Source organism: Bacillus sp. SD075 (assembly GCF_017355165.1).
In the GTDB taxonomy this organism is placed as follows: domain Bacteria; phylum Bacillota; class Bacilli; order Bacillales; family DSM-1321; genus Peribacillus.
This window is the reverse complement of sequence record NZ_JADILK010000011.1, coordinates 99,979-122,895: the sequence shown is the minus strand read 5'-3', so window position 1 is coordinate 122,895 and position 22,917 is coordinate 99,979. Positions and strand designations below refer to the sequence as shown.

The following is a 22,917-nucleotide window of genomic DNA, read 5'->3' as shown; positions in this document are numbered from 1 at the left end:
CCCTTATGTTTTAGCTTGTAATTGTGTAGGCGCCAAATCCAGGAATCTCTATTTTATCACCTGATCTTAATTTTCTGCCTCTTCTCACGTCTAATTCGCCATTAATGTAAACCTCGTATTCACTTAAGAACCATTTCGCCATTCCGCCGCTTTGGATCAAATCGGCCAATTTCAAGAATTGTCCAAGCGTAATATATTCGGTGCTGATATTTATGGAGTCCATTTCATACCTCACTCATCTCTAAGTAGTCTTTAATATTTCATTTTACTAAATTAATCCCATTAAGACAAAGTATAGCTTTTTAAGTTCCTGTTTTAAGCGTTTCAGCGTTCCATGCAGCAGTAAAAAAAACACTAAAAACCCTTCGGAAACCTATGTTTAAATATAAAAAAATTAAAGGCCTGCTATACAAGCCTTTAATTTTTTTTGAAATATTATTTTAGACTAATAAGTCCTTACCGGAAGAATTAATTGCAGCATGGAATCATCATGTAGCGGACGAATGACAAAAGGACGCATGGCACCTGTGAAATTAATTTTTATATCAGAGCCTTCCAATGCCTTTAGAGCATCCATTACAAATTTGGCACTGAATGAGATTTTTAAATCTTCACCTTCAATGGCTTCTGCCTGAACCTCTTCAATTACTTTACCAATTTCAGGAGTATTGGAGGAGACTTCGATGATACGTCCTTCCAGGGTTGTCAATTTGACGACATTATTTCTTCCTTCTCTCGCCAATAAAGAAGCCCTGTCAATCGCTTGAAGAAAATCTTTAGTGTGAACAATCACATCCGTTTTGCTATCTGATGGAATCAAGCGTGATGTATCAGGATAATTCCCTTCAAGCAGTCTTGAGAAGAATAATAAATTTTCAGCTTTGAAAAGTACTTGGTTTTCGGTTATGACGATTTCAATGAGTTCGTTTGTATCATCAAGGATTTTACTCAATTCATTCAGGCTTTTACCTGGGATTACAACGCTATAGGTCCCGTTAATTTTATTTTCAATTTTGGCTGTTCTCATTGCAAGCCTATGACTATCTGTTGCAATACAGGTCAATTCATCATCTTGAACCTTTAAGTTTACACCTGTTAAGATGGGGCGTGTTTCTGACGTGGACACTGCAAAGCCAGTTTGACGGATAAGGGTCTTTAAAAGGTCCGTTGGAAGTTTGAAAATATTTTCTTCTTCAATGATCGGAAGATGCGGGTATTCCTCAGGATCCAGTCCATTTAGATTAAATTCAGCTTTACCCGAGCGAATAATCGTTTGAAAGTTGTTCTCCACTTCAATTTCTACAGTATCCATCGGCAGCTTTTTGACAATTTCACTGAAAAAACGAGCATTCAGGACAATACCGCCGCTACTTTTAACTTCAACAATTTCATCTCCGTCAACCTCTGCCGGAATGAATGATTGGATGGAGATATCTGAATCACTTCCTGTTAGAGTGACACCTTCACTAGTAACGTTTATTTTTATCCCGGTTAGAATCGGAATTGTCGTCCTTGATGTGACTGCTTTCATTACTTCTTGGACACTATGAACTAATCGATCTCTTTGGATTATAAATCTCATGTTTCATCCTCCAATTTTTTATTGCCGAATAGGCGTATTTATTAATAATTTTTATTTAAAAAGATAGTAGTAATAGTAGTAGGGCCTGTTGATATGTGGATAAGTACGCTTAACCTAAGGAAAAACAGTCCATCCACATGTGGACAGACTGTGTGTAAGTAGTCGTCAGTTATGCACAGTATCCAGAGTCTATTATACCCTCAGCTGATCCTGGATTTCTTTAACCTGACGTTGAAGCTGGGTGTCCGTTTGCATGAGTTTAGAGATTTTTTCATGCGCATGGATAACGGTCGTATGATCGCGACCTCCAAATTCATCACCTATCTTGGGCAGGGATGAGTCCGTTAACTCCCTGGAAAGATACATGGCAATCTGTCTTGGAAAGGCTACGGATTTCGTCCGTTTTTTCGCCTTGAAATCCTCAAGTTTGACACTATAATGTTCACCGACCGTCTTCTGGATTTCTAAGATGGTGATTATTTTAGGCTTTGAGCTAGGTATGATGTCTTTTAATGCTTCAGCTGCCAAATCGGCATTTATATCCTTATTAATCAATGAAGAATAAGCGACGACACGAATAAGTGCACCCTCAAGCTCACGAATATTGGAATCGATTTGGTTGGCAATATAGAGCATGACTTCATTCGGGATATCAAGTCCCTCAGCTTTTGCCTTTTTACGCAATATGGCAATCCGCGTTTCGAGATCAGGAGGTGTGATATCCGTGATCAAGCCCCACTCGAACCTTGAACGGAGGCGATCCTCGAGTGTAGGTATTTCTTTTGGCGGGCGGTCACTCGAAATGACGATTTGTTTGCTTTCTTCATGCAACGCATTGAATGTATGGAAAAACTCTTCTTGAGTTTGTTCTTTTCCCGCAAGAAATTGAATATCATCAATTAATAAAACATCAACGCTTCGATATCTATCACGGAATTCCCCTGCTTTATTGTCCCGGATCGAATTGATGAATTCATTCGTGAACTTTTCAGACGATAAATAAACGACCTTTGCATTCGGATTATGCTCAAGAACATAATGTCCGATTGCATGCATTAAATGGGTTTTTCCAAGACCTACGCCCCCGTATATGAATAAGGGATTATAGGCTTTGGCCGGAGCTTCTGCGACAGCGAGAGATGCGGCATGGGCAAAACGATTGCCGGAGCCGATGACAAATGTATCGAAGGTATTTTTCGCATTCAGCATATGCTGTGGAAATGCTGCATGCTCTTTATCCTGTTTTTTTATCTTTTTAGGCTGAACAGGAACGGTAAAATCATCATCTTCTTGATTGGGGGGAATGATGAATTTTGCTTCCAATTCCTCACCGGTAAGTTCAAACAATACATCCGAAATAAGATGGGAATAGCGTTCTTCAAGCCAATCCCTGGCAAATTCATTGGGAGCGGTGACTGTTAATGTATCACCTTGCAGTAAATAAGCCTTGGTTGATTTTAGCCAAGTTTCAAAGCTTGGTTTACTGATTTTTTTTTCGATTTTTCCGAGCGCCTGGTTCCAGAGGCTATCGATGTTATCCAAACTTATCCCTCCTTTGCAAAATATTTTTAATAAGTGTATCTAAATGTATAGGCACAAATAAACTCATCGATTGCCGTCTTTATATTAATTTTGACAGCAAAGGTTCGGTGAGCTGTATAAGGAATTTTTGTGTTGTGTAATGTGAAGTGCCTAAAAGCCATATCGTGCACTGTACAACCTTTGTACATACTACATCTGGTGAACCAGTGTAGATTTGAATGTTTATTCATCAACAGGTAAATTAAGAAATATATAATAAAGAAGAAAAAAGGGTTTTCGACAATATCCACCATCTGTGGACAGATTAATACACACAGGTAGAATAAACTATCCACAAGTTATACACAGTCTGTGGATAAACGTTTCCTGTTGATAAAGTTATTCAGAGTGAAAACACAAATATAATATCAGAAATTCAGGCGTCTTGCAATGGGTTAGAAAACTTTATCCACAACTTACCGTGCTTGTGGGAAAAACTTTTCCACAGGCTATTGTTATGTGCAAAAGTCTATAAAATGGGTTGTGGATAGAAAAAAACATGTCGAATTTTATCCACAACCAATGATTATAGGGTCGAATTAATTTAACTTGAACCAAGTTGTTCAAGCCGGAAGACATGCATGATACCATTCGAAAGATGAATCAGGTTCATTCTTATCATTTGTCGAATGTTGGGTCGATCAAGAAGGATTCAATGCGATTCCCCTATTCGTGCCCATGGATAAAATGATGGAAATTTCCCTTTCCCCAAAAATTTCTATATCAGTTCGGAGCAAAATCATTTACAATAAGCTAGGTAGTAAAAAAAGGCCAACTGGACATTGAGATTAAAAAGAAATATTTTTATGGATGAGGTTGACAAGTAGAAACCTCCATCTATATAATTGTAAAGACTGTCTTTAACTGTTATTCCTCAGGGAGGTGTCATATAATGAAAAGAACTTATCAACCGAATAACCGCAAACATAGTAAAGTTCACGGTTTCCGTGCACGTATGAGCACGAAAAACGGACGTAGAGTAATCGCTGCACGTCGCCGTAAGGGCAGAAAAGTATTATCTGCATAGACCACTGAAAAGTCTCAGTGGTCTTTTTTCGCAAAATAAGGGATTTACTGAGACTCAATTCATGTAATGAAGGTGTAAAAATGAAAAAAAAGTTAAGGATTAAGAAAGAGGACGAATTTCAGCTTGTGTTTAAAAAAGGTGAGTCTTCTGCTAATCGGCAATTCGTTGTCTATGTCCTTGAAAAGCCGGGTCAGGATTATTTTCGGATCGGCCTTTCAGTCAGTAAAAAAATCGGGAACGCCGTTGTAAGGAACCAAATTAAAAGATACATACGGCAAGCGTTTTTGGAATTGAAAGAAGATATAGAAGAGGGTAAGGATTATATTGTGATTGCTCGAAAACCAGCTGCGGAGATGGACTTTTCCCAGGTGAAAAGCAGCTTGATCCATGTCCTGAAACGTTCTAAATCACTAAACTTTAAAATGAAAAAACATTAATGTCTCCTTACCATAGAATAAGCACTCCTCGGAACATGTGGTAACTTAAGAAAGATGACATAGAAAATTCCGATTGTAACTGTAGAAAAATTGGATTTCTTTACCTTGAAATCTTCCAATAAACAGTTCACAATTGTTTTAAAAAAGATTGATTGCAGTTAGGAGGAAATTACGGTTGAAAAAACGAATATTACTCATTATTGGACTAGCCTCGATAATGATGTTGTTAGCAGGGTGTACGGAAATTAAAGAACCTATTACTGCGGATAGTGAAGGTTTTTGGAATTCATACATTGTCTATCCATTATCAGCCCTGATCATTTGGCTTTCTGAAGCATTCGGCGAGAACTATGGTTTGGGAATCATCGGTGTTACACTAATCATTCGCTTAGCATTACTTCCATTAATGATCAAACAGGTGAAAAGCTCGAAAGCAATGCAGGCCATTCAGCCTGAAATGAAAGAACTTCAAGCAAAATACAGCTCAAAAGATGCTGCCACACAACAAAAACTACAGCAAGAAACAATGGCTCTATTTTCAAAATATAATGTGAATCCATTGGCGGGATGTTTGCCGATATTGGTACAAATGCCGATTTTGATCGGATTTTACCATGCAATCAGCCGAACGGAAGAAATTGCTTTACATAGTTTTCTTTGGTTTGATTTAGGTTCCCCGGATCCTTATTATATTTTACCGGTCGTTGCAGGTATCACGACTTTTATCCAGCAAAAGATGTCCATGGTTGGAATGAACTCCAATCCACAAATGGCGGCACAAATGACGATGATGCTTTACATCATGCCGATCATGATTGTTGTTTTTGCTATTAATTTCCCCGCTGCTCTTTCTCTTTACTGGGTAGTTGGTAACCTTTTTGGTATCGTTCAAACATATTTCATCAAAGGTCCGGATCTTAGAAAAGCAGCTGCGGAAAACGCGGGAGGGGCAAAGAAAAAGTGAAAAAAGTAACTGCTACAGGACAATCTGTCGAAGAAGCAGTAAATTTAGCTTTAGCTCAACTGAACAGCACTAAGGATCGCGTGGAGATTGAAATAGAAGATGAGGGCAAAAAAGGATTTTTTGGTTTATTTGGTGCAAGGAAGGCAATTGTCCATGTGACATTGCCTGCCGACCCCATTGAAGAAACACTTGGATTTTTGAAGAAGGTCAGTGTGGAAATGGGAGTCGATGCACAAATTGATGTCACCCGCAAAGGTAAGAACGTAACATTCCATTTATCAGGTGATAAAATTGCATTATTGATTGGAAAAAGAGGTCAAACACTAAATTCAATTCAGTATTTAGCGCAGCTGGTAGCAAATCGATATTCGAGGCAGTTTTTGAATATTACTGTAGATGCAGAAGATTATCGAAATCGCCGCAATGACACTTTAATCCAATTGGCTGAAAGAATGGCGAATAAAGCCATGAAAACAGGTAAGGCTGTTTCACTGGAGCCGATGCCATCCTATGAACGTAAGGTCATCCATAATGCTCTCTTGGATTATCCAAAAATAAAAACAACCTCAAGTGGGACGGAGCCATATCGCCACTTGATCATTACTCCACTTAAATGAACCTTCTGCTTTTAAGAGCAGGGGTTCTTTTTTTAGGCCATGATATCGTTGTGTGTCGAATGTTTTACAAAGCATCCATTCAACGATAAGTGACATATTTCTTTTTATATTCTCTTGATTCGTAAAGGGAGCGGGAGATATTTGTTATTCACATGTGGATAAGTTAAAATGAATGTTACAGAATATGGATTAATTGCATGTGGATAACTCTTGGGAGAAAGGAGTATCTACTTTTTTTCATGAATATACTGTGGTATTGTAGTAATTTAGGGATTGAACGATTTTATTATAAGAAAAAAATAGAACCATCAATATATAAGAGGTGAAAGCATGGAATTCGATACAATCACCGCTATCTCTACTCCCTTGGGGGAAGGGGCAATCGCCATCGTTAGAATCAGCGGTGATGAGGCCATAGAAATAGCCGATAGGATCTTTAAGGGACCAGGTGGAAAAGGGCTGCTTGAAGTAAAATCACATACGATTCATTATGGCCACCTTATCCAGCCAAAAACAGGTGAAATCATTGAGGAAGTCATGGTTTCGGTCATGATGGGTCCAAAGACATTTACAAGAGAAGATGTAGTTGAAATAAATTGTCACGGTGGAATCGTATCGGTCAATCGGGTATTGCAGCTTATTCTCTCACAAGGTGCTCGTTTAGCGGAACCTGGTGAATTTACGAAACGGGCTTTTTTGAACGGCAGGATCGATCTTTCTCAAGCTGAGGCCGTTATGGATTTAATCCGTGCTAAGACGGATAAAGCCATGAATGTTGCATTAGGTCAAATGGAAGGCCGGCTTTCGAAATTAATTCAAAATCTGCGTCAGGAAATTTTACAGACCCTCGCTCAAGTCGAGGTAAATATAGATTATCCGGAATATGATGATGTCGAAGAAATGACGCATCGTTTATTTTTGGAAAAGGGCAGTTATGTGAAAAATGAAATAGAGAAACTGCTTCACACGGCCCAACAGGGGAAAATACTTCGGGATGGGCTTGCGACCGTTATCATTGGGCGCCCTAATGTCGGGAAATCTTCTTTGCTTAACAGCTTAGTTCATGAAAATAAAGCGATCGTCACCGATATTCCGGGTACAACGCGTGACGTAATTGAAGAGTATGTCAATGTTCGCGGTGTACCGCTTAAACTTGTCGATACGGCAGGAATTCGCGAAACGGAAGATATAGTTGAACGAATTGGAGTTGAACGGTCTCGTGCAGTATTAAAAGAGGCTGATTTAATATTGCTTGTATTGAACTATTCCGATGATTTCACTACTGAAGATGAGAAACTATTTCAAGCTGTTGAGGGAATGGATGTTATCGTTATCATCAATAAAACAGACCTTCCTCAAAAAATCGATATGGTACGGGTTAAGGAAAAGGCGGCATCCCATAAAATTGTTTCCACTTCATTATTGGAGGATCGCGGGGTCGATGAATTGGAGGAAGCCATCTCTTCTTTATTTTTCGAAGGTTCTTTAGAAACGGGAGACCTGACCTATGTTTCAAATGCCAGGCATATAGCTTTGCTGGGACAGGCGTTACAGTCTATCGAAGACGCAATTGAAGCTATTGAAATGGGTACGCCGGTTGATTTGGTTCAAATCGATTTCACGAAAGCATGGGAACTTCTTGGAGAAATTATTGGCGAAAGCGTTCAGGACAATTTAATCAACCAATTGTTCTCTCAATTTTGTTTAGGAAAATAAGAGTAAAAGGAGGAAAAGGATATGCAATACGAAGCAGGTAGCTATGATGTCATTGTTATTGGTGCGGGCCATGCTGGCAGTGAGGCAGGACTTGCAGCTGCAAGGGTCGGAGCCAAAACGTTGATGATCACCATTAACTTGGATATGGTCGCCTTTATGCCATGCAATCCCTCCGTTGGCGGGCCGGCAAAAGGGATAGTCGTTAGGGAAATTGACGCTTTAGGCGGTGAAATGGGGAAAAATATCGACAAGACCCATATTCAAATGAGGATGCTCAATACGGCTAAAGGCCCGGCTGTTCGTGCGTTGCGGGCGCAGGCAGATAAATTTCTCTATCAACAAGAAATGAAAAAGACGATAGAAGACCAAGAAAATTTGACCTTGATTCAAGGAATGGTAGAGGAATTAATTGTTGAAAATGACGTATGTACGGGTGTCATCACTAAAACAGGCGCGATGTACCGTGCGAAAACTGTCGTAATCACGACGGGAACATATTTACGCGGTGAAATCATTTTAGGTGAACTGAAATATTCAAGCGGCCCTAATAATCAGCAGCCTTCCATCAGGCTTTCTGAACATTTAGAGCAGTTAGGATTTGATTTGGTCCGTTTTAAAACGGGAACCCCGCCACGTGTGAATAGTTCTTCCATAGATTACAGCAAAACGGAAATTCAGCCTGGCGATGAAGTGCCACGTGCCTTTTCTTATGAAACAACAAAGTTCATAACGGATCAATTGCCATGCTGGTTAACATACACGAATGAGGGGACACATCAGCTCATCGATGAGAATCTACACCGTTCACCAATGTATTCCGGAATGATTAAAGGAACTGGTCCGCGTTATTGTCCATCGATAGAAGATAAAGTCGTACGTTTTAATGATAAACCACGGCATCAAATATTCCTGGAACCTGAAGGTCGCAATACAAAGGAAGTATATGTGCAAGGTTTATCCACCAGTCTGCCTGAAGATGTACAAGTGAAAATCCTGCAAACAATTCCAGGACTTGAAAAGGCGGAAATGATGCGTGCTGGATATGCAATTGAATATGATGCTATCGTTCCTACACAGCTATGGCCTACGCTTGAAACGAAGAAAATCAAAAATCTTTATACTGCTGGCCAAATTAACGGGACATCCGGCTACGAGGAAGCAGCAGGACAAGGATTGATGGCCGGTATTAATGCAGGATTGAATGCAATGGGTAAAGAAGAACTGATTTTAAGCCGTTCGGATGCCTATATTGGTGTTCTCATTGATGACCTTGTAACGAAAGGCACGAATGAACCATACCGTTTGCTGACTTCACGTGCAGAATACCGTTTATTATTGCGTCATGATAATGCCGATTTACGCTTAACGGAAATTGGATTCAATATCGGAATGATTAAAGAAGAACGCTACAATCGATTCCTCATGAAAAAAGAAGCGGTTGAAATGGAAAAGGAACGACTAAAATCAAACTTCATCAAACCGACCAAAGAGGTACAAGAAGTCATTACTGCAAGTGGCGGCAGTGAGTTAAAGGATGGAATCCGTGCCTCCGATTTATTGAAACGGCCTGAAATGGATTATTCCCATATTCAGAAGTTGGCGCCAAGTGATGCCGAACTGAGCGATGAGGTGACGGAACAGGTCGAAATCCAGATCAAGTATGAAGGATATATCGAAAAATCCTTGCAGCAAGTCGATCGCCTGAAAAAAATGGAGAATAAAAAGATTCCAGAGAATATCGATTATGATGCAATTTCTGGTCTTGCTACGGAAGCACGTCAAAAATTAAAGCAGGTCCACCCACTATCAGTAGCCCAGGCTTCAAGAATTTCCGGTGTGAATCCCGCTGATGTTTCCATTTTGCTTGTTTATTTGGAACAAGGTAAGATTGCCAGAGTATCTCAGTAATGGAAATACCCGAAAAGGATTGAAGAAAACATGAATATTGAACAGTTCCAACAAGCACTGCTGGAGAAAGGGATCAAGCTTTCTTCTCAACAGCTTGATCAGTTTGACACTTATTATCGATTATTGGTGGAATGGAACGAAAAGATGAACTTAACAGCCATCACCGATAAAGAAGAAGTTTATCTTAAGCATTTTTATGATTCAATCAGTGCAGCCTTCTATTTTGACTTTAACAAATCCTATCGAATTTGCGATGTGGGGGCTGGAGCTGGATTTCCAAGTATTCCATTGAAGATCTGTTTTCCTGATATCCACGTCTCGATTGTGGATTCCTTGAATAAGCGAATTTCTTTTTTGAATCACCTTGCGGATTCCTTGCAGTTAAAGGGAGTTTCCTTCTATCATGACCGGGCGGAAACCTTCGCCCAAAAACAGGAGCATCGCGAATCCTATGATATTGTCATGGCAAGGGCAGTAGCCAGGATGTCGGTTTTAAGTGAACTATGTTTGCCGCTCGTTAAACTGGATGGGACGTTCATTGCCATGAAAGCAGCTAGTGCACAAGATGAAATGGACACAGGGAAGAAGGCGATTTTTACGTTAGGCGGAAAAATCGAAGAAATTCATCCTTTCACATTGCCAGAGGAAAATAGTGAAAGAAATATCATTACTGTAAAAAAAGTGAAAAAGACGCCTAAAAAGTACCCGAGAAAACCAGGGACACCGAATAAGCAGCCTATAGAATAATCTTTGCAGAATGATTATGTTTTTATAGTTAGCGCAGTTGATTCAGATATATGGCTGGTACTTGCCCTTCTTTTCTTTTACTATAAATGTATGACTTTGTTATTCTCACTCAATACGGCATTTGCCAACAAGAAGGCATTTTCGGTACATGTTAAAACATGTGCCCTGTGTTGGATGATTCAGGGAAATAATCTACGGCAAGCCAGCTGATATGTATAATAACTGGCTGTCCCTTTCTCATTATTGCCTAGATGGCGCCAGTCGACATGTTTTTTACAGTGAAGGGCCATATGTATAACCATGTCGGGAAATGTATGCAGGACTTGTCCTTTAAATAGAGAATATGTTATTTGGGAGTTTTAAAAGGTGGTGTAGGAAGATGAAGCATCCTTTTTCGCGGTTCTTTGGGTTTGGCGAAAAGGAAGAAGAGCAACTAGAGATGGAGACACCTAGCAATAATAATGAAGAGATAAGAAAAATTTCCATTTCTGATATTGTGCCTAATCGATTTCAACCAAGGACCGTTTTTAATGACGATAAAATTGCTGAATTGGCTCAAACGATTCATACACATGGGATCATTCAACCGATTGTAGTAAGGGCTTATGGTCAGGGGAAATATGAAATCATTGCAGGTGAGCGACGTTTCCGGGCCATGCAAAAACTTGGCTGGGAATTGGCACCGGCTATAATCAAGGATTTCACCGATACAGAAACGGCTTCCGTTGCGCTGATAGAAAACCTTCAGCGTGAAGAATTGACACCGATTGAAGAAGCTTTGGCTTACGGAAAACTATTGGAACTGCATAGTTTAACCCAAGAAGCTCTGGCACAAAGACTGGGAATAGGCCAATCTACCGTGGCGAATAAGCTTCGGCTGCTGAAGCTGCCACGGGAGGTTCAGGATGCACTTCTTCAAAAGCAAATTACGGAACGCCATGCCCGCTCGTTGATACCGTTAAAGAGTCCTGAAAAGCAGCTTAAACTGCTTTTGGAAATCATCGAAAAAGGGTTAAACGTCAAACAGACCGAAGAGCAGGTCGTCAAGCTCTTAACAGGTACTGTGCAGAAGCCGAAACCTAAGAGAAAAGCGTTTAGTAAAGACATGAGGATTGCCGTGAATACCATACGCCAATCACTCAGTATGGTTACAGACAATGGAATAAATTTGGATGCAGAGGAAGAAGAATTCGAGGAGTATTATCAGTTCACGATTAAAATACCCAAGAAAAAATCTTGATTCCCTATCCTTAGCCCGCTTGGTAGTCTCCGATTACCAAGCTTTTTTTATTTTCCCTCCAAAACTGGTATTTCCACCTTAAAAGCATTCAACGTTTCCCGAATTTTTAATTGATTCTAGATATATTTCAAAGTTTAAGAGGAATTTCAGAAAACGATTTCTTCCAGTAACATTCATGATAAAATAGAAAGAAATAAATGGATTTACGGTAAAAATCAATAGATATAGCGTGATGAAGATAGTTGAAAGCAGGTGAATTCGTGGGTAAGATTCTCGCCATTGCCAATCAAAAGGGCGGTGTTGGAAAAACGACAACTTCTGTCAGTCTAAGTGCCTGTCTTGCATACATAGGACAGAAAGTCTTAATGGTCGATATTGACCCGCAGGGAAATGCAACAAGCGGTGCAGGCATTGACAAAGCAGATGTGGAACAATGTATTTATGATGTATTGGTCGATGATGTCGAAGCCAGTACCGTTATCATGGAAACAAAGGTAGAAAACCTATATGCTATACCTGCGACTATTCAACTTGCAGGTGCAGAAATTGAACTTGTCCCAACCATCTCAAGGGAAGTCCGATTAAAAAGGGCGTTAGAAGAGGTACAAAGCCAATATGATTACATTGTGATTGACTGTCCTCCGTCATTGGGTTTGCTTACGCTTAATGCCTTAACGGCCGCTGATGCGGTTTTGATTCCGGTACAATGTGAATATTATGCATTGGAAGGTTTGAGTCAGCTATTGAATACGGTCCGCCTCGTCCAAAAACATTTGAACCATGATTTAAAAATCGAGGGTGTGCTATTGACGATGTTGGATGCAAGAACAAATCTAGGTCTCCAGGTCATAGAAGAAGTCAAAAAATACTTTCAGGATAAAGTCTATCAAACTATCATTCCCCGCAATGTCCGTTTGAGTGAAGCACCGAGCCATGGAGAACCGATAATTATATATGATCCAAAGTCACGAGGAGCGGAGGTCTATTTAGAACTGGCAAAGGAAGTGGTATCAAATGGCTAAAGGGCTTGGCAAAGGACTTAACGCACTTTTCAACAGTGGGGAGATCAGTAAGGATGAAATCGTGCGCGAAATCAAATTAAGGGAATTAAGGCCAAATCCTTATCAGCCCCGTAAGAGCTTTCGGCTTGAAGCTATAGAGGAATTAAAGAAATCTATCATGGAACACGGGATTTTACAGCCGATTATTGCCCGGAAAAGTATTAAGGGATATGAAATCGTGGCTGGGGAAAGGCGTTACCGTGCTGCCAAGGAAGCTGGTTTGGAGACAGTTCCGGTCGTTGTGAGGAAATTGAGTGAACAGCAGATGATGGAACTGGCGATTTTGGAAAACCTGCAACGAGAAGATTTGAATCCCATCGAGGAGGCAGCCGCTTATCAAACGCTTCTTGAAAAATTGGAATTTACTCAGGAGCAGTTGGCCAATCGGCTGGGAAAAAGCCGACCACATATAGCAAACCATCTTAGATTACTCTCTTTGCCTGAAGGGATTAGGAGATATATCTCCGATGGGGAAATTTCGATGGGGCATGGCCGGGCATTGCTAGGTTTAAAGAAAAAGGAGATGCTTAAGCCGGTAGTGGATAAAATCCTCAAAGAAGGTATGAATGTCAGACAGCTAGAGCAATATATACATCAGTTGAATGATACCGTTTCACGTGAAACCAAACCTAAGAAACAACAGAAAAAAGATATATTCATAAAACAACGGGAGACAAGTCTGCGTGAAAGACTAGGAACGAGCGTAACGATAAAACAAAGCAAGAAAAAAGGAAAAATAGAAATAGAATTCTTTTCAAAAGAAGATTTAGAGAGAATTTTGAACTTGATCGATCAAGAGAACCTTTCCTCTTAGATCCCCTTTATGGAAAGATCGTGATGACATATGCAGAAAATTAGGTGGATGAGATGGTATTATTAGGGGCTTTGGTGAATGGTGCCTGTATTATAATCGGTTCGATTTTAGGAAGGTTTTTACAAAATATACCTGAAAAGATAAAAGAAACGGTCATGAGCGGTATCGGTTTAGCCGTCATGGTCTTAGGTTTGCAGATGGGATTTAAAAGCGATAATTTCCTTGTTGTCATTATAAGTATTGTCGGAGGAGCTGTCCTTGGTGAATGGATGAATCTTGAGGGTAGGCTTAATTCTTTAGGCAATTGGATTGAACGCAGGATGAAAGCGAAGGAAGGAACTTCGATATCTCAGGGGTTTGTAACGGCTACGCTCATATTTGGAATTGGGGCGATGGCCATTATTGGTGCCTTGGATAGCGGCATCCGGAATGATCATGACGTTTTGATAACAAAAGCGATCATCGATGGATTTACAGCACTGGTCCTCGCCAGCACGCTTGGCATAGGGGTGCTTTTTTCAGCATTTCCGATCATTCTTTATGAAGGATTCATCGCGATTTTTTCAATGCAGATCAATACGATGATCCCAACTGCTTTAATGGATTCCTTCATATTGGAAATGACAGCAACTGGGGGAGTCATGATTTTGGCAATTGGTTTGAATATTATCGGTGTCACCAAAATAAGGGTGGCGAATCTGCTTCCAGGCATATTGATCACTGCCATCCTGGTTACTTTCATGTATTATGTATAAAAAAGAAGGAAGGAGATCACCCCTTCCTTCTTTTTGATGATAAGCATAAAACGATCAAAGGGTTTTTTCCTGCTTGAATGACCATGTGAAAGGAGTGATGGAGGGTTTTATTGGATAATGATTTTGTGCTTCAAAAATCCCCTCGGCAATGGTTTTGGCCATTTTTAGTACAAGATTAAGACGTGTGTTCTGCAAGACCATGAACTCCATGAATCCACTTACATTCACGATTCCTGTAATATGAGCATTTCCAACCGATGGAAGATCTTTATTGACCCCAGCACCTGGCTTTACGGGTCCCTGGCCGATTTGAACTATGCCGACACTTTTCATTTTGCCCAAGCAAGCATCGATTCCGATTATAAAGGGATTGGCATGAATCTTTTTAATTGCATTTAATTTTTCCTGTAAATTCATCGCATGTATAGGATCATCCAGAGTACCATAAACATGGAATGAAGAAGAACCGTTTTCAGTTTTCTCACTAAGCAGAGTGCCGACAAGAGGTCCGAGTGAATCGCCTGTGGAACGGTCTGTACCTATACAGACGATGACGATTGGTTGAAGCTTTCCGGTTGGAAGGATGTTGATTAATTCCTGGGAAATTTGTTTGGATGCATCCATATCTTCATGCAGGATGCGACTCAATCTATTTTTATTATTATTAAATAGACTAGAATTCAGATTCATCGGCTCAACTCCTTTACTTTATTTGGTATTACAGTATACGGATAAAAAGGGGAAAATATACGGTATTTAACATTTTGGATGAAGGAATTTTTTGTAGGAAATACAAACAGGTGAAGGGGATATGGATCGACGTTCTTCCTCTACCAATTGCTCTCATTTATATTTTCTAGTAAATAATTACTTGAATATCTTTGGGGGACTTCTAATTCTTTTACCTATATACCCATAATTTTTTTGTACAGAAACCATTATTTATTGATAAAATAGAGAAAATCTCTCTAATTCGTGGTTATCTCCATACATGGAAGGGTAGAGGTATAGGTCCATATGGGAAAAAACATATGGAAGATATAAAAGTTTTGCAGTTATTTGCAGTTGGCAGGGGGAAAATATGGATCGCATTTATGATAACGTTACAAAAGAGATATTGGACGAAAAGATATGGTTGCTGATGGGCGAGGGCATTATTAAAATCTTCCTTGTTCTGTTATTATCGCGTATCATTATTTCAATAGGAAAGACTATTCTGAATAAATTTTTCAAAGCACGTTTAAGAAGTCCCATTCGGGTATCGGAACGCAGGGAAGCAACTCTCATTAAATTGCTGGAAAATATCATTACCTATGTCATCAATTTCATTGCCTTGATGATGATTCTGGAGATTTTTGGGCTAGAAGTAATGCCATTACTCGCCGGTGCTGGTGTTCTCGGTTTGGCCATTGGGTTTGGTGCCCAAAGTTTGGTCAAGGATATAATTACAGGGTTCTTCGTTATTTTTGAAGATCATTTCTCGGTTGGGGATTATATTAAAATAAATAATTTTGAAGGGGAAGTCATTGAAATCGGGCTTCGTACTACGAAAATTAAAAGTGGTACAGGGGAATTGCACTTCATACCCAACGGTAGCATCATCCAGGTTACGAATTATTCCATTTTAAACAGTATGCCTGTGGTAGATGTGACCATACCTAACGATGGATCTGTCGAGCGTGCTGAGAAGGTGCTGATTGATCTTTTAAACAGCATGGAAGGTAAATACGAAGCCTTGGTCAAAGCACCTGAATTTTTGGGGATTGAAAGAATCAGTCCTGAAGAAGTCGTCTTTCGGATTAAAGCGGAAACAAAGCCGATGCATCACATCGAAATCAGCAGGATATTAAGAAATGAAATTAGTGCTGCGCTTGATTCAAGTGGGATTAAATCTACATACAATGGCAGCGAGTCATAGGAGTTAGGGGGCTCATGGTTATGGAAGAAAAGGAATTTGCACTTAAGGATATTGTGGAAATGAAGAAACCACATCCCTGTGGAGTCAATAAGTGGAGAATAATAAGGCTTGGTATGGATATCCGGATAAAATGTGAAGGGTGCGGTCATAGCGTGATGCTGCCCCGACGTGAATTCGCGAAGAAAATGAAAAAAGTTCTGCAAAAGCATGAGGAGTGATCATGCTTTTTTTGGAGTGAAAGTAATCCTGTCATCTCAATGATTTACTTGTCTTTTTAGGAAGCGAAATCTATAATTGGGAAAGGTTTAGGTAATTGGATGGTCTTGATGGAAGATCCGTTCTTTTCCCATATGTACGAATCATCTTGAAGGAGTGGAAATATAAATGGCTTTAACAGCTGGTATAGTCGGTTTGCCTAACGTAGGTAAATCCACTTTATTTAATGCAATTACTCAGGCAGGTGCGGAATCTGCCAACTATCCTTTCTGTACGATCGACCCAAACGTCGGGATCGTGGAAGTGCCAGATCACCGTCTTCAAAAATTGACTGAATTGGTAAAACCGAAAAAGACGGTTCCGACAGCTTTTGAGTTCACAGATATCGCTGGGATTGTAAAAGGAGCAAGTAAAGGAGAAGGGTTGGGTAATAAATTCCTTTCCCATATCCGTCAAGTCGATGCGATATGTCAGGTCGTCCGTTGTTTTGCAGACGATAACATCACGCATGTTTCCGGCAAAGTAAATCCAATCGATGATATCGAAGTCATCAACCTTGAATTGATCCTTGCCGATTTGGAATCTGTCGTCAAACGCATTGACCGTGTCGGAAAAATGGCCAAGCAAAAAGATAAAGCCGCTGTCGCAGAACATGAAATCCTTGTGGCTCTAAAAGAAGCATTGGAAGATGAAAAGCCAGCACGGTCCGTCGAGTTTACTGAAGAGCAGCAAAAAATCGTGAAGGGCATGCATTTACTTACAGCGAAGCCGACGCTTTACGTGGCGAACGTGAGCGAAGATGAAGTGGCGAACGCTGATGATAATGAATATGTACAGCAAGTTCGTGAATATGCTGCAAAGGAAAATGCTCAAGTCATCGTGATTTGTGCCAAAATCGAAGAGGAAATTGCAGAGCTTGAAGGTGAAGAAAAGGAAATGTTCCTATCTGAGCTTGGCATCGAGGAGTCAGGTCTTGATCAGTTGATCCGTGCTTCCTATAATCTGCTTGGATTGGCAACATACTTTACAGCTGGTGTACAGGAAGTGCGTGCTTGGACATTCCGCAAGGGAATGAAAGCCCCTCAATGTGCCGGCGTCATTCACACGGACTTCGAACGTGGTTTCATCCGTGCCGAAACGGTTTCTTATACCGATTTACTTGAAGCGGGCAGCCATGGTGCTGCAAAAGAAGCGGGTAAAGTCCGTTTGGAAGGAAAAGAATACATCGTTAACGATGGCGATGTTATCCATTTCCGTTTTAACGTGTAAGATTCAAAGACTCTACCATTCCATGTAGGGTCTTTTTTTGAGACTTAAATCATTAGATTACAATTAATTGTAATAAGTCGATCAGTTCGTTGCAAAGCATCTTTAACTATGCTATAATTTTATCTTGTGAGTAATTATAAATAATTGCTCCTTGCCCAATTGGGCCGCTTAGACCAAAAGGAGGTGACAGTGATGAGAAAATACGAAATTATGTATATCATCCGTCCAAACATTGAGGAAGAAGCTAAAAAAGCTTTAGTTGAACGTTTCAACACAATCCTTTCTGATAATGGTGCGGAAGTAGAAGCAAAAGAATGGGGTAAACGCCGTCTTGCATACGAAATCAATGATTTCCGTGATGGTTACTACATGCTTCTTAAAGTTAACGCTGAAAGTGCTGCGATTCAAGAATTCGATCGCCTTGCTAAAATCAGTGAAGACATTATTCGCCACATGGCTACTAGAGAAGAAGTATAATTCGATATTTAATATAAATTCTAATCTTGTTTCACATGGAACAAGCTTGAAACCTAGGGGTTGATTCTGATGATGAATCGCGTAGTTTTGGTAGGACGCTTAACTAAAGATCCTGAATTACGATATACACCTAATGGAGTTCCCGTAGCTACCTTTACTTTAGCTGTGAACCGTAGTTTTACGAATCAGCAGGGTGAACGTGAAGCGGATTTCATTAACTGTGTAGTTTGGCGTAAACCGGCAGAAAATGTAGCTAACTTCTTGAAAAAGGGCAGTTTAGCTGGCGTGGATGGACGTGTCCAAACACGTAATTATGAAGGACAAGACGGCAAACGCGTATATGTGACGGAGATTCTGGCTGAGAGCGTTCAATTCCTTGAACCACGAAGCAGTTCAGCGGGTGAAAGAAATGAAGGCGGTTCTTACGGTGGGGGTCAAAGAAGTTATGGCAATAACAACGGAAATGACAATAATTCGTATGGACAAAATCCTAATCAGAATCAACGTAGCAATAACAACTACACTCGTGTAGATGATGATCCATTTGCAAATGACGGTAAAACAATCGACATTTCAGATGACGATCTTCCGTTTTAAACAGCGGTTTAAAATGAAAATTAAAAATGCAGGGAGGGAAATTTATTATGGCAATGGGTGGACGTAAAGGACGCGGTAAGCGTAAAAAGGTTTGTTATTTCACATCTAACGGAATCACTAAAATTGATTACAAAGATGTAGATCTTCTTAAAAAATTCGTCTCAGAACGCGGTAAAATTTTACCACGTCGTGTAACTGGCACAAGCGCTAAATATCAACGTAAATTAACGATTGCTATCAAACGCTCACGTACTATGGCATTACTACCATACGTATCTGGTGAATAATAAATTGGCACATTGAGGAGCGATCCTTAATGTGCCTTTTTTATAATTTGTCCCTTGTGCATGAAAACCGCTAATTGCGGTTTTTTTATTTTCAAAAGGAAGTTTTCCGGCGGTTTCCTTAAAAAAATAATCATATCCTAAAAAAGAATGTGATGTTTGAAATATCCTGGCCGTAACGGATACAATATAAAGATGGATAAAAGACATTAAAAATAACAGGGGGTGAAAAAGGATGAATAGCGGGAAACGTATTGCCGAGGGAGGAGCCCTTCTGGCACTATATTGCATTTTATTGTTCATTACCATCCAAGTCCCACTATTGGGTATCTTCACTACTTTCTTTTTACCCATTCCTTTCATGCTGGTCACAATCAAGCAAAAGTTATCGTGGAGCCTTGGTTACCTATTTGTAGCTTCGTTATTGTCGATCCTCATCGGGACGATATTATCTGTTCCGCTGACCCTGCTCATGGGGGCAACGGGAATTGCGATCGGCTATTTTTTGAAAAAGGACAAACCGATGGCACCTATGTTCATAAGTGCAGTCCTTGTCTTCCTGGGAGGCATTTTATTAATATATGCAGCTTCCGTATTGTTAACGGATGTTAATTACATTGAAGAATCGATGAATATGGCTGAGGGTTCCCTCGAAAATACAATCGGCATCATGGATTCGTTTGGACAGGCTCCGACGGAACAAGTCCAAAAACGGATGTATGAATCAATCGATATGATGAACACGCTGATGCCAAGTTTGTTCGTCTTAATGTCAGTCATCATGGTTTTATTGATTTTCTTTGCTGCGCACCCCATTGTGAAGAGATTCAGTGATAAGGCGTTAAAATGGCCCCATTTTCGAGATCTGCGACTCCCGAAAAGCCTTTTATGGTATTATTTAATTACAATGCTTCTTGCTCTTTTTGTGAATACGGACAAGAACAGTTTTGTATATATGGCCATAACGAACCTTTTTTTCATACTGCAGTTCTTCATTTTATTACAAGGATATTCGTTGATATTCTATATCGCTCATGTTAAGTCATGGGCTAAGGCCATACCTGTTTTAATCGTGGTTTTTTCTTTGCTTCTGCCAATTCCGATTATTACGACGGCCGTCCGATTTTTAGGTATAATAGATTTAGGCTTTCCTTTTAGGGAGAAAATCAAGAAAAAGGAATAGAAGACTTTTTTGTAAAACAGATGCTTTTAGGAGCTGAAACTATGCCATCTTATTTGAAAGAATACTCGATTAAGTCCCCCTTGTATGGGGTGCTGGCCGCGGTCGTTTTACTTTTGGGCGTACTGGCTTATTATAATTGGGTTATTGCACTTGTTGGACTATTGATTCTTGCTGGTTTATTTTATTTAACATTAAGAATGGTAGAAAAAAAGCAACGAAAGACAGAAGAGTATATTACGACTTTATCCTACCGTTTAAAGAAGGTAGGCGAGGAAGCATTATTGGAAATGCCGATTGGGATCATGCTGTTTAATGAGGATTATTACATTGAATGGACCAATCCATTTCTGGCATCTTGTTTTAGTGAAGACTCCTTGGCAGGAAGATCGCTATACGATGTTGCGGACTCGATAGTACCGTTAATCAAGCAAGAGATCGAGACAGAGACGCTTACCCTCCATGACCGGAAATTCAAGGTGGTCCATAAGCGTGAGGAAAGGCTTCTTTACTTTTTTGATGTGACGGAGCAAGTGGAAATTGAGAAATTATATGAAGATGAGCGAACGGCAATTGCGATCATTCTTCTTGATAACTATGATGATTTGACACAGGGCATGGATGATCAGCGTAAAAGCAGCATTAATAGCTTGGTTACCTCGCTTCTTGATAAATGGGCAAGGGATAATGGCGTTTTCTTTAAACGGGTTTCCTCGGAACGATTCATCGCCGTCTTTAATGAGCATATCCTTCAGCAGCTTGAGAAGGGTAAATTCTCGATTTTGGATGAAATCAGGGAAACGACGGCCAAGCAAAATGTACCATTGACCTTGAGCATTGGGGTCGGCTCGGCCGTGTCATCCTTACCGGAACTAGGCACGCTTGCACAGTCCAGCTTGGATCTCGCTTTAGGGCGGGGCGGTGACCAGGTAGCCATCAAGCAAGCGAATGGAAAAGTGAAATTCTATGGCGGCAAAACCAATCCGATGGAAAAACGCACGAGGGTCCGTGCCCGTGTGATTTCCCATGCATTGAAGGATATAGTCCTTGATAGCGATAAAGTCATTGTCATGGGCCATAAAAACCCGGATATGGACGCAATCGGTTCAGCGATCGGCATCTTGAAAGTTGCCCAAATGAATGAACGTGAAGGCTATATTGTCATTAACACGCAGCAGCTCGATAGCAGTGTCCTTCGCTTAATGGAAGAGATCAAAAATAAAGAAGAGCTGTATGCCCGGTTCATAACACCTGATGATGCTTTTGAAATGATTACGGATGAGACCTTGCTGGTTGTGGTCGATACACATAAACCTTCCATGGTAATTGAAGAACGATTATTGAATAGGATCGATAAGGTTGTGGTCATTGACCATCATCGCCGGGGCGAGGAGTTCATCAAGAACTCATTGCTCGTCTATATGGAGCCATATGCATCTTCAACAGCAGAACTTGTAACCGAACTGCTTGAATATCAGCCGAAACGCTCAAAGATTGATATGCTGGAGTCTACGGCGCTTCTTGCGGGTATCATCGTCGATACGAAAAGCTTCACCTTAAGAACGGGCTCACGTACTTTCGATGCAGCCTCTTATCTAAGGGCGCATGGAGCCGATACGGTACTTGTCCAGAAATTCTTAAAAGAAGACGTGGATACCTATATCAAACGTTCGAAGCTCATTGAAGAAGTCATCTTTTATAAAAAGGGAATCGCCATTGCCGCGGCAAAAAACGATCAGGTTCATAATCAGGTGCTCATTGCTCAGGCAGCGGACACCCTATTGACCATGGATGGCGTTGTCGCTTCCTTTGTAATGGCTAAGCGCTCTGATGATACAGTTGGCATAAGTGCGCGTTCTCTTGGTGATATCAATGTACAGGTGATCATGGAAATGTTGAATGGAGGCGGACATCTAACAAATGCAGCCACTCAACAGGTATGCTCCATTGATGAAGCCGAAAGTCGATTAAAAGCAGCTATTGATGAATATTTAGAAGGGGGACAAAAAGAATGAAAGTAATATTTCTTAAAGACGTTAAAGGTAAAGGAAAAAAAGGGGAAGTTAAAAATGTCGCAGATGGTTATGCACATAATTTCCTGATTAAGCAAGGATTGGCCGTTGAAGCAAATAATACAAATGTAAAAACATTGGAAGCTCAGAAAAATAAAGAGGAATCACTTGCAGCAGAAGAGTTGCAGCATGCTGAAGAATTAAAAGTTCAACTGGAGAAATTAACGGTTGAACTATCTGCCAAAGCCGGTGAGGGCGGGCGTTTATTCGGTTCCATCACGACTAAACAAATTGCATCAGAGCTTCAGAAAAAACATGGTATCAAGGTTGATAAGCGCAAAATGGAGCTTGCTGACGGAATTCGTTCTTTAGGGCATACAAAGCTTCCAGTCAAGCTTCATCCTGAAGTCACAGCGACACTGACTGTGCATGTGAAAGAAATTAACTAATTTTAGTTGTTTCATATCTGTGAAAAATTGATAAAATAGAGATAGACGAAAAATGTGATTGGGCAT

24 protein-coding genes are annotated in these 22,917 nt (G+C 40.3%); 20 read left to right on the top strand and 4 right to left on the bottom strand.

Going from position 1 to position 22,917, the window contains the following annotated elements; translation table 11 throughout:
- Positions 1-10: 10 nt before the first annotated feature.
- The 3 genes from yaaA to dnaA form a co-directional block, all read right to left on the bottom strand.
- Entirely contained in the window at positions 11-223 is a 213-nt protein-coding gene (gene yaaA / locus IOC57_RS10900; protein ID WP_207438734.1) for a S4 domain-containing protein YaaA, read from the bottom strand.
- A gap of 222 nt (positions 224-445) precedes the next feature.
- Entirely contained in the window at positions 446-1,582 is a 1,137-nt protein-coding gene (dnaN, locus tag IOC57_RS10895; protein ID WP_207438733.1) for a DNA polymerase III subunit beta, read from the bottom strand.
- Between the two features lie 192 nt (positions 1,583-1,774).
- Positions 1,775-3,124, bottom strand: coding sequence for a chromosomal replication initiator protein DnaA (dnaA, locus tag IOC57_RS10890; protein ID WP_057914144.1), 1,350 nt, complete (start codon positions 3,122-3,124; stop codon positions 1,775-1,777).
- Positions 3,125-4,055: 931 nt separating this feature from the next.
- Here dnaA and rpmH point away from each other — a divergent pair.
- The 11 genes from rpmH to IOC57_RS10835 all read left to right on the top strand — a co-directional run bounded on the left by rpmH (position 4,056) and on the right by IOC57_RS10835 (position 14,449).
- Positions 4,056-4,190, top strand: coding sequence for a 50S ribosomal protein L34 (gene rpmH, locus IOC57_RS10885; protein ID WP_034316183.1), 135 nt, complete (start codon positions 4,056-4,058; stop codon positions 4,188-4,190).
- An 80-nt stretch (positions 4,191-4,270) separates the two neighbouring features.
- Positions 4,271-4,627 carry a ribonuclease P protein component gene (gene rnpA, locus IOC57_RS10880; RefSeq protein WP_207438732.1) on the top strand — a complete coding sequence of 119 codons (357 nt, stop codon included), beginning with the start codon at positions 4,271-4,273 and terminating at the stop codon, positions 4,625-4,627.
- A 175-nt stretch (positions 4,628-4,802) separates the two neighbouring features.
- Positions 4,803-5,591, top strand: coding sequence for a YidC family membrane integrase SpoIIIJ (gene spoIIIJ / locus IOC57_RS10875; protein ID WP_063234312.1), 789 nt, complete (start codon positions 4,803-4,805; stop codon positions 5,589-5,591).
- On the top strand, positions 5,588-6,208 hold the full coding sequence (gene jag, locus IOC57_RS10870; protein WP_207438731.1) for an RNA-binding cell elongation regulator Jag/EloR: 621 nt from the start codon (positions 5,588-5,590) through the stop codon (positions 6,206-6,208). The genes spoIIIJ and jag overlap by 4 nt, the downstream gene beginning before the upstream one ends.
- Before the next feature lie 330 nt (positions 6,209-6,538).
- Complete coding sequence (mnmE, locus tag IOC57_RS10865; protein WP_207438730.1) at positions 6,539-7,924, top strand: tRNA uridine-5-carboxymethylaminomethyl(34) synthesis GTPase MnmE; 1,386 nt, start codon at positions 6,539-6,541, stop codon at positions 7,922-7,924.
- 21 nt (positions 7,925-7,945) lie between these two features.
- A complete protein-coding gene (gene mnmG, locus IOC57_RS10860; protein WP_207438729.1) occupies positions 7,946-9,832 on the top strand; it encodes a tRNA uridine-5-carboxymethylaminomethyl(34) synthesis enzyme MnmG in 1,887 nt (628 codons plus the stop codon).
- A 30-nt stretch (positions 9,833-9,862) separates the two neighbouring features.
- A complete protein-coding gene (gene rsmG, locus IOC57_RS10855) occupies positions 9,863-10,579 on the top strand; it encodes a 16S rRNA (guanine(527)-N(7))-methyltransferase RsmG (protein WP_207438728.1) in 717 nt (238 codons plus the stop codon).
- A 379-nt stretch (positions 10,580-10,958) separates the two neighbouring features.
- On the top strand, positions 10,959-11,819 hold the full coding sequence (noc, locus tag IOC57_RS10850; RefSeq protein WP_207438727.1) for a nucleoid occlusion protein: 861 nt from the start codon (positions 10,959-10,961) through the stop codon (positions 11,817-11,819).
- A gap of 260 nt (positions 11,820-12,079) precedes the next feature.
- Positions 12,080-12,841, top strand: coding sequence for a ParA family protein (locus tag IOC57_RS10845; protein WP_034316249.1), 762 nt, complete (start codon positions 12,080-12,082; stop codon positions 12,839-12,841).
- Complete coding sequence (locus IOC57_RS10840) at positions 12,834-13,694, top strand: ParB/RepB/Spo0J family partition protein (RefSeq protein ID WP_207438726.1); 861 nt, start codon at positions 12,834-12,836, stop codon at positions 13,692-13,694. Before IOC57_RS10845 ends, IOC57_RS10840 begins: the two co-directional genes overlap by 8 nt.
- 53 nt (positions 13,695-13,747) lie before the next feature.
- On the top strand, positions 13,748-14,449 hold the full coding sequence (locus IOC57_RS10835) for a DUF554 domain-containing protein (RefSeq protein ID WP_207438725.1): 702 nt from the start codon (positions 13,748-13,750) through the stop codon (positions 14,447-14,449).
- A gap of 54 nt (positions 14,450-14,503) precedes the next feature.
- Here the strand turns inward: IOC57_RS10835 and yyaC are convergent, their stop codons facing one another.
- Positions 14,504-15,139 carry a spore protease YyaC gene (yyaC, locus tag IOC57_RS10830; protein ID WP_207438724.1) on the bottom strand — a complete coding sequence of 212 codons (636 nt, stop codon included), beginning with the start codon at positions 15,137-15,139 and terminating at the stop codon, positions 14,504-14,506.
- Between the two features lie 391 nt (positions 15,140-15,530).
- On the opposite strand from yyaC, the gene IOC57_RS10825 reads away from it, so the two are divergent.
- From IOC57_RS10825 to rplI, 9 genes are all read left to right on the top strand, one after another.
- Positions 15,531-16,367, top strand: coding sequence for a mechanosensitive ion channel family protein (locus tag IOC57_RS10825; protein WP_207438723.1), 837 nt, complete (start codon positions 15,531-15,533; stop codon positions 16,365-16,367).
- A gap of 20 nt (positions 16,368-16,387) precedes the next feature.
- Positions 16,388-16,585 (top strand): DUF951 domain-containing protein, encoded by a 198-nt coding sequence (locus IOC57_RS10820; RefSeq protein WP_034316158.1) that lies wholly within the window; start codon positions 16,388-16,390, stop codon positions 16,583-16,585.
- Positions 16,586-16,751: 166 nt separating this feature from the next.
- On the top strand, positions 16,752-17,852 hold the full coding sequence (gene ychF / locus IOC57_RS10815) for a redox-regulated ATPase YchF (protein WP_098370319.1): 1,101 nt from the start codon (positions 16,752-16,754) through the stop codon (positions 17,850-17,852).
- A gap of 192 nt (positions 17,853-18,044) precedes the next feature.
- Complete coding sequence (gene rpsF, locus IOC57_RS10810; protein ID WP_034316153.1) at positions 18,045-18,329, top strand: 30S ribosomal protein S6; 285 nt, start codon at positions 18,045-18,047, stop codon at positions 18,327-18,329.
- A gap of 69 nt (positions 18,330-18,398) precedes the next feature.
- Positions 18,399-18,926, top strand: coding sequence for a single-stranded DNA-binding protein (ssb, locus tag IOC57_RS10805; RefSeq protein WP_034316149.1), 528 nt, complete (start codon positions 18,399-18,401; stop codon positions 18,924-18,926).
- A gap of 47 nt (positions 18,927-18,973) precedes the next feature.
- Positions 18,974-19,213, top strand: coding sequence for a 30S ribosomal protein S18 (rpsR, locus tag IOC57_RS10800; protein WP_034316147.1), 240 nt, complete (start codon positions 18,974-18,976; stop codon positions 19,211-19,213).
- A gap of 232 nt (positions 19,214-19,445) precedes the next feature.
- Complete coding sequence (locus IOC57_RS10795; RefSeq protein WP_207438722.1) at positions 19,446-20,393, top strand: YybS family protein; 948 nt, start codon at positions 19,446-19,448, stop codon at positions 20,391-20,393.
- 41 nt (positions 20,394-20,434) lie between these two features.
- Complete coding sequence (locus IOC57_RS10790) at positions 20,435-22,405, top strand: DHH family phosphoesterase (protein ID WP_207438721.1); 1,971 nt, start codon at positions 20,435-20,437, stop codon at positions 22,403-22,405.
- Entirely contained in the window at positions 22,402-22,851 is a 450-nt protein-coding gene (gene rplI, locus IOC57_RS10785) for a 50S ribosomal protein L9 (RefSeq protein WP_207438720.1), read from the top strand. Before IOC57_RS10790 ends, rplI begins: the two co-directional genes overlap by 4 nt.
- The last annotated feature ends 66 nt before the right edge of the window (positions 22,852-22,917 follow it).

Excerpts from the sequence above, each read along its gene's own strand:
- yaaA (WP_207438734.1), bottom strand. The coding sequence starts at position 223 with ATGGACTCCATAAATATCAGCACCGAATATATTACGCTTGGACAATTC.
- IOC57_RS10790 (WP_207438721.1), top strand. The coding sequence starts at position 20,435 with ATGCCATCTTATTTGAAAGAATACTCGATTAAGTCCCCCTTGTATGGG.
- mnmE (WP_207438730.1), top strand. The coding sequence starts at position 6,539 with ATGGAATTCGATACAATCACCGCTATCTCTACTCCCTTGGGGGAAGGG.
- IOC57_RS10840 (WP_207438726.1), top strand. The coding sequence starts at position 12,834 with ATGGCTAAAGGGCTTGGCAAAGGACTTAACGCACTTTTCAACAGTGGG.
- IOC57_RS10835 (WP_207438725.1), top strand. The coding sequence starts at position 13,748 with ATGGTATTATTAGGGGCTTTGGTGAATGGTGCCTGTATTATAATCGGT.
- noc (WP_207438727.1), top strand. The coding sequence starts at position 10,959 with ATGAAGCATCCTTTTTCGCGGTTCTTTGGGTTTGGCGAAAAGGAAGAA.
- rpsF (WP_034316153.1), top strand. The coding sequence starts at position 18,045 with ATGAGAAAATACGAAATTATGTATATCATCCGTCCAAACATTGAGGAA.
- IOC57_RS10820 (WP_034316158.1), top strand. The coding sequence starts at position 16,388 with ATGGAAGAAAAGGAATTTGCACTTAAGGATATTGTGGAAATGAAGAAA.
- IOC57_RS10795 (WP_207438722.1), top strand. The coding sequence starts at position 19,446 with ATGAATAGCGGGAAACGTATTGCCGAGGGAGGAGCCCTTCTGGCACTA.
- mnmG (WP_207438729.1), top strand. The coding sequence starts at position 7,946 with ATGCAATACGAAGCAGGTAGCTATGATGTCATTGTTATTGGTGCGGGC.
- rpmH (WP_034316183.1), top strand. The coding sequence starts at position 4,056 with ATGAAAAGAACTTATCAACCGAATAACCGCAAACATAGTAAAGTTCAC.
- ychF (WP_098370319.1), top strand. The coding sequence starts at position 16,752 with ATGGCTTTAACAGCTGGTATAGTCGGTTTGCCTAACGTAGGTAAATCC.
- ssb (WP_034316149.1), top strand. The coding sequence starts at position 18,399 with ATGATGAATCGCGTAGTTTTGGTAGGACGCTTAACTAAAGATCCTGAA.
- rpsR (WP_034316147.1), top strand. The coding sequence starts at position 18,974 with ATGGCAATGGGTGGACGTAAAGGACGCGGTAAGCGTAAAAAGGTTTGT.
- rnpA (WP_207438732.1), top strand. The coding sequence starts at position 4,271 with ATGAAAAAAAAGTTAAGGATTAAGAAAGAGGACGAATTTCAGCTTGTG.
- dnaN (WP_207438733.1), bottom strand. The coding sequence starts at position 1,582 with ATGAGATTTATAATCCAAAGAGATCGATTAGTTCATAGTGTCCAAGAA.
- IOC57_RS10825 (WP_207438723.1), top strand. The coding sequence starts at position 15,531 with ATGGATCGCATTTATGATAACGTTACAAAAGAGATATTGGACGAAAAG.
- rsmG (WP_207438728.1), top strand. The coding sequence starts at position 9,863 with ATGAATATTGAACAGTTCCAACAAGCACTGCTGGAGAAAGGGATCAAG.
- rplI (WP_207438720.1), top strand. The coding sequence starts at position 22,402 with ATGAAAGTAATATTTCTTAAAGACGTTAAAGGTAAAGGAAAAAAAGGG.
- yyaC (WP_207438724.1), bottom strand. The coding sequence starts at position 15,139 with ATGAATCTGAATTCTAGTCTATTTAATAATAATAAAAATAGATTGAGT.